The organism is Micromonospora sp. NPDC048898 (genome assembly GCF_043198035.1).
Classification (GTDB): Bacteria; Actinomycetota; Actinomycetes; order Mycobacteriales; family Micromonosporaceae; genus Micromonospora.
On sequence record NZ_JBICUF010000044.1, the window covers coordinates 1 to 4,483 of the forward strand.

The 4,483-nt window shown below is 71.1% G+C and carries 2 protein-coding genes and 2 pseudogenes; 3 read left to right on the forward strand and 1 reads right to left on the reverse strand.

Annotation, left to right across the window (positions count from 1 at the left end):
* Positions 1-102 precede the first annotated feature (102 nt).
* Positions 103-375 (forward strand): annotated as a pseudogene (locus tag ACGFIQ_RS36170) (transposase); the annotation flags it as partial.
* Between the two features lie 90 nt (positions 376-465).
* Here ACGFIQ_RS36170 and ACGFIQ_RS36175 read toward each other — a convergent pair.
* Positions 466-705 (reverse strand): annotated as a pseudogene (locus tag ACGFIQ_RS36175) (sigma factor); the annotation flags it as partial.
* Positions 706-1,231: 526 nt separating this feature from the next.
* On the opposite strand from ACGFIQ_RS36175, the gene ACGFIQ_RS36180 reads away from it, so the two are divergent.
* Entirely contained in the window at positions 1,232-3,871 is a 2,640-nt protein-coding gene (locus ACGFIQ_RS36180) for a BTAD domain-containing putative transcriptional regulator (protein WP_393250841.1), read from the forward strand.
* Positions 3,872-3,987: 116 nt separating this feature from the next.
* Positions 3,988-4,362, forward strand: a complete 375-nt coding sequence (locus ACGFIQ_RS36185) for a hypothetical protein (RefSeq protein WP_393250843.1) — start codon at positions 3,988-3,990, stop codon at positions 4,360-4,362.
* The last annotated feature ends 121 nt before the right edge of the window (positions 4,363-4,483 follow it).

A 4,483-nucleotide genomic window follows, 5' to 3' on the forward strand; every position in this document is an offset into this window, starting at 1 on the left:
GGGCATGACCACCGGCTTGTCCGCAGGCCGGGAGGCTCTTCGTAATGTGGGTGTGGCGGTCGGTGCCGTGGGACGGCCGGGCGGGGACGACCGAAGGACGACATGATCGACATCAGCGACATCGGAGTCTTCCTCGGCCTGGACGTCGGCAAGGGCGAACACCACGCCACCGCCGTCACCCCGGCCGGGAAGAAGGCCTTCGACAAGCGGCTGCCCAACAGCGAACCCAAGCTCCGCGAGCTCTTCGGCAAGCTCCAGGCCAAGCACGGAACCGTGCTTGTCGTGGTCGACCAGCCGGCCTCCATCGGCGCCCTGCCGCTCACGGTCGCCCGCGACATGGGCTGCCCGGTTGCCTACCTGCCCGGACTGACCATAGTGCTTGCTGCCAGCTGCGCCGTGCGTCGTCGTGTTGGCCGGTGGCGTTGAAGGTGTCGCCGAGGGCGGCGAGGGTGAGTCCTTCGCAACGACGGCCTTGATCAGGCCGACCGTCGCGGTCTGGGTGAGGTCGTCGTCGGGCTCGCCGCGCCCGTCGTAGCGCCTGGCCAGGTGCTGGGCCAGGGGCAGCCACGCCTCGATCGCCCGTCGGCGGCGCCGGCCGCGCAGCGGATCGCTGTCAGGAGTGCCGGCGAACTCACGCAGAACCGCATTGGCGTCGGTAGTGGTGGCGGCAGACCGGGATCGGGTTCGTGCTGCGGCGAGGCTCATCGGGTGACTGAAGCAGGGGTTGGGGTAGGCCGATGGCCGCCGCGTCACGGGCCCGGTCGGCGTTGACCCGGGCGGTCGCCGCCTGCCCACTGGTCGAACCGCGGGCGTCGATGAGCTGTTGAGTCGAGCTCGTCACGCCGGTTCGCGCGCTCCGCGACCCGTTCACCGGCCTCATCGGCACGTCGACTCGCCCGCACGCCACGGGCTTCGCGATCGCCGTCCTGGGCTGCTGCCATACCAAAGACCCTACGCCGAGCACCGCGCCACGACCGACTGCTCGGCCGCCCGGGGGTTTAGGCCCTATCACCTTGACATCATCGAATATCGAAGTACTTATGGATGCCCGATGCGGGGTATTCGGGTACGCGTTCAGGCGAAAGAGCGGGGAAGTTCTGTGCGCTTCGAGGTTCTTGGGCCACTGCGAGTGACCGCCGGCGATAGTACGGAGGTTTCCGTCGGCGGACGACAGCACCAGCTCGTCCTGGCCGCCCTTGTCGCGTCGAGGGGCCGCAGCGTCAGCGACGATGTGCTGGCCGAAGCTGTGTGGGGTCGCCGGACCGAGGCATCCAGCCAGGTCGGGCTGCGGGTGCTGGTGCACGGGCTGCGGCGGGCGTTGGGGGCGACGGCGATCAGGCGTACCAACCGCCGCTACAAGTTGATCGGCGATGTGGACGCTGACGAGTTCGAGTCGCTCGCCCAGCGGGCCGAAGCCCTCGCCCACGCCGGGGCGGCGGCGGAGGCCCGCGATGTCTTTCGGGCCGCGCTCGCGCTGTGGCGGGGGCCGGCGTTCGCCGACACGGCGGCTGGCGACGTCGTGCGCGCCGAGGCCGACCGGCTCGACGACCTTCGATTGAGCGTTCACGAGCGGTTCCTGGAAGTCGACCTCGACTTGGGCGCGGTCCCCGACGTCGCCGGCGAGCTGGCCGCCCTCGCCACCGCCCACCCGCTACGCGAACGGCTGCAGGCGTCACTGATGCGGTCACTGGCCCGTGCCGGTCGCCGCGCCGAGGCGCTGGCGGTCTACGAACGCACCCGCAGGCTGCTGGCCGACGAGCTCGGCGTCGATCCAGGCGACCTGCTCCGCAAGGTCTACACCGACCTGATCCGCGGAGGCGCGACATCGACCGCGGTGATCGAGGGGCCCTCGCAACTCCCACCGGCCCCGAGCCATTTTCACGCTCGCGCGGCAGAGCTGGCCACTCTCGACGCGGTCTGCGACGACACCCTTCACGGGCACCGACCCACTGCGGTCGTGGTCGTCAGCGGCGCCGGTGGCATGGGCAAGACCGCCCTGGTCGCCCACTGGTCGCACCTGCGCGCGGCCCGGTTCAGCGATGGCCGGCTGTATCTGGACTTCGACGCGCATCCGGAGCCCGACACCGCCCTCGGCCGGGCGCTGCTCGATCTTGGCGTGCCGCCGGAGGACGTGCCCTGCACGGCCGCCGACCGGTCGGCCCGACTCCGCTCGATCATGGCGACCCGCAGTCTCCTGATCGTGCTCGACAACGTCGTCAGCGCCACGCAGGCCCGCCCGTTCCTGCCCGGCTCCTATACCAGTGCGCTCGTGGTCGGCAGCCGCGAGCGTCTCGACGGGCTGGTCGCCCGCGATGGCGCCGCCCTTGTCTCGATCGGCCCGCTGCGGCCGGAGGACTCGCTTGCCCTCCTACGCGCGGTCGGTGGACTGCCACCGGCGCACTCAGACTCCGACGATCTGCGAGACCTCGCCCAGCTGTGCGGCGGTCTCCCGCTCGCCCTGCGGATCGTCGGCGCCCACCTGCGGCTCGGTGCGTCCACAGCCGGTCTGCTTGCCGAACTGCGCGACGAGACGACCCGCCTGGAACGCCTGCGCACGGCCGACGGGGACGCTGCCGTCCACCCGATGATGGCCGTCTCGTACCGCCGGCTCGACGAACCCGCGCGGCGCCTGCTGCGCTGGCTGGGCCGCGTCACCGGCGGACCGATCCCGGTGGCCGCCCTGGCCGCCCTTGCCGGCGTCGACGTCACGACGGCCAGCGGCGCCGTCGAGACGCTGGCCCGGGCCAACCTGGTCGGATCGACCGACGACGGCCGGGTCACCGTCCATCAGTTGATCCGCATGTTCGCCAGCGGACAGGGCCAACGTGAGGACGACGCCGCGACCCACACGGCCGGCGAACGGCGCCTGCTGACCTGGTACGCCCACGCCGTCGTCCGCGCCGACCGGCGGATCCGTCCGACCGTGCGACGGTCCGACGACCCGGACGCCGCACTCGACGGCCCGCGTCGCCCGGACGGTGTGCCTCGGATCGAGGGTCTCCCGACGCTGCCCGACGTGGCCTCCGCCGTCGAGTTCCTCGACGTCGAGGCCGACACGCTCACCGCCCTCCTTGGCCGGACCGGCGCGGACCACCCCGACCTCGCCTGGCGGATCAGCGCCGACCTACGCGGCTGGCTGCAGCGCCGTGCTTCCCGCAGCACCTGGCTCGCGATCGCCGAGCAGGGCGCTGCCGCAGCCGCGGCCGTGGGGGCGATCGCCGGCGAGGCAAGCCTGCGGGTCAGTGTCGGCATCGCCCATAGCCTCCTTCTCGACCGGGTGTCCGCGCAGGCCGCGTACGAACGCGCGATCGACCTGTACACGAGGGCGGACGACGTCGCCGGGACGGTGGACACTTACGCCAGCCTCGGCGCGTTACTCACCGAGAGCGGCGCGCTCGACGAGGCTCTGGAACCACTCGAACTCGCCCAGACGATGGCCTCCCGCCTGGACGACCCGGACCTCACGTTCAAGGTCGAGCTGAACCTGGGGTTCCTGCATCGGCGTGCCGGCCGTCTGCACCTCGCCTTGCAAGCGTACGAAACTGCGCTGGCCGAGGCCGAGCGCTCCGCCGACCGGGACTGGCTTGCCGCCAGCGCGCACATCAACCTCGGCCGGCTCCGCTTCGTCCGCAGCGAGCACGACCGGGCCGCTGAGCACTACCTGCTCGCCGTCGACCTGGCCCGCACCACGGGTGACCGGATGCGCGAGGGGATGGCGCTGCACGGCGTCTCCGATGTGCTGGCCGCCACCGGCGACCGCGCCGGCGCGGTCGCCGCCATGCGGGAGGCGATCAGTCTGCTCGAACCGCTCGGCAACCCACGCCTGCCCGAGATGCGAGCCATCCTCGTCGAGCTGGAGCGCGCAATCTAACGAGAATCCAACATCGGTCCCACACGATCGCCTCTGTCAGGTGCGGCCGCCGCAGCGGTGGCGGCACGAAGACGCGGCCGTAGCACCGGCGCCGCGAAACGCGAAAGGACCGAACCATGTCACTGCCGAAGAAGGCCGCCGCCGTCGGCGCGGCCCTGGGGATGGCCGCCACGCTGGCCGTCTCCGCCCCGGCCGCCGCCGCGTCCAACTACATCCACAACGTCAGCAACCTCGGCTTGGGCGTCATCCACGTCCAGGACGGCAACTACACGCACGGCAACTACGACGTAGTGCTGCCCAAGGGGCAGAAGACGACCATCTACTGGGCGAACGCCGCCGGTTACTACATCGGGCCCGGCTACTGCGCGTACGTCTGGGAACTCACCGGCGGCAGCTGGGTCCTGACCAACGACAACGTGCGACCAGGCCAGCACTACATCTCCACCACCCGGACGATCAAGGTCGACGTCGAACGCAGCTGCGGCTCCTGACGGGGATTGCTAGGCCCGCCTCGCCGGCCCACGATGACGTCAAGCCGTTGCCAGTAATACGCAGAACTCCGGGGAACGGCCCGAAACGCACGAGGGCACCCCGTTCTACTCACGCTCTCGT